Annotated in this window: 1 protein-coding gene (cut by a window edge); it reads right to left on the minus strand. The window is 58.6% G+C overall.

The window, feature by feature from the left end; translation table 11 throughout:
* Nucleotides 1–169: 169 nt before the first annotated feature.
* A protein-coding gene (locus QVO51_RS07190) for an acyltransferase domain-containing protein (protein ID WP_022357832.1) crosses the window boundary here: on the minus strand, nt 170–1,344 show its 3' portion. 46 nt of this gene lie beyond the right edge of the window; only the last 1,175 of its 1,221 coding nucleotides appear in the window; its start codon lies off the right edge, out of view — the gene reads right to left on this strand; its stop codon occupies nt 170–172.

A 1,344-nucleotide genomic window follows, 5' to 3' on the forward strand; every position in this document is an offset into this window, starting at 1 on the left:
GGAAAACCGCATCCGCAGGCCGTTTCCCACATTGCCCACGCCGCTGTCCTGACCGTACTTGTTTCTGCCGTTCAGATCCATCTGAACCATGGCAAGCTGCCGCAGTCCCAGGGGGAACTCCCACTGTCCGTTTTCATCCACGTAATACTTCTGCTGTCCTTCCATTATATCATCCTTTCATAGTCAGGCTGCCGCCCGAATCCAATGCGTCCGGTGGGATGCAGACACCGGAAAGAAATGCTGTTCCCACTGCATCCAGAATGTACCGTCTGTAATTTCTTCCTGCCCGGACAGTGGGAATCCAGGCACAACGGAGATTCCCAAGGTTTTTCATCGCCATGCTCAGCAGCACCGGCGATACCCCCAGGTCGATGACTCTGCCCAGTGTTTCCTTCTGCACCATATCCAGCGCCTGCTGAAACTGCACTGGTCGGCACATATGTGCCCCCCAGTATGCAGGCTCCGCCGGTGTGCAGCTTCCATCCGGACAGACCGTTGAAAGCATCCGCCGAAGGGGCTTGTGAAATGGAACCTGTGCCGCCAGCGCAGCAAGCCGGGCTGCTCCCTGCTCCAGTCCGCTGTAATGTCCCCCGTGATCGGGATTGATGATGCTCAGTCGGATCCCTGCCTCCTTGCACAGCTGGTTCAGCTGATGCAGCTGACTGCCGGGGCAGCAGACCGTGACCACCTCCGGCGCATTGTATCCGGCAATCTCCAGGGGGATCCCCCCATTCTGTCCCAGCTGCAGGATCCGGTCAGGGGTGGTTTCCGCCGCTGCCAGTGCATGGGGCACCATCTCCTGCATCAGTGCGTCCCGCTTTGCCAGCAGGAAAAAACCATCCGCCGGAGACAGATATCCGGCACAGACTGCGGCTGCATACTCTCCCATGCTGTGACCGATTACTGCATCCGGCGGACAGCCCAGTCTTGTCCAGAAGCCTGCAATCGCCAGCTCGGATGCATACACACGCAGCTGATTCACAAGAGGGTTCTCCTGCGTTTCGTCCAGCAGTTCCACCGGCGTATACGGTTTTGCCAAAGCGGCAAGCTCTCCCAGAGTCTGTTCAAAATAGGGACTGACCTGCCTCAGGGTGGCAAGCATATTTTTCTGATGGATTCCGTTTCCGGGAAACAGAAACAGGGTCTTGCCCGGCTTCCCCACCCGGCACACAGGCAGCCGGGCAGTCGGATCCGTCTGACGGCACCAGTCCTCCTGCCCCCGATATACCAAATAGGTACGGCAGGGGGCCTGGAGATCAACAGTAAGCCGATCCCCATCCTGATAACCGGCGGCGGCAATCTGCTGTCGCAGATGCGCCTCGTCTGATCCGCTGAACAGTGCCA

It is taken from the genome of Ruminococcus sp. CAG:379 (genome assembly GCF_000434255.1).
Taxonomy (GTDB): domain Bacteria; phylum Bacillota; class Clostridia; order Oscillospirales; family Ruminococcaceae; genus Ruminococcus_F; species Ruminococcus_F champanellensis.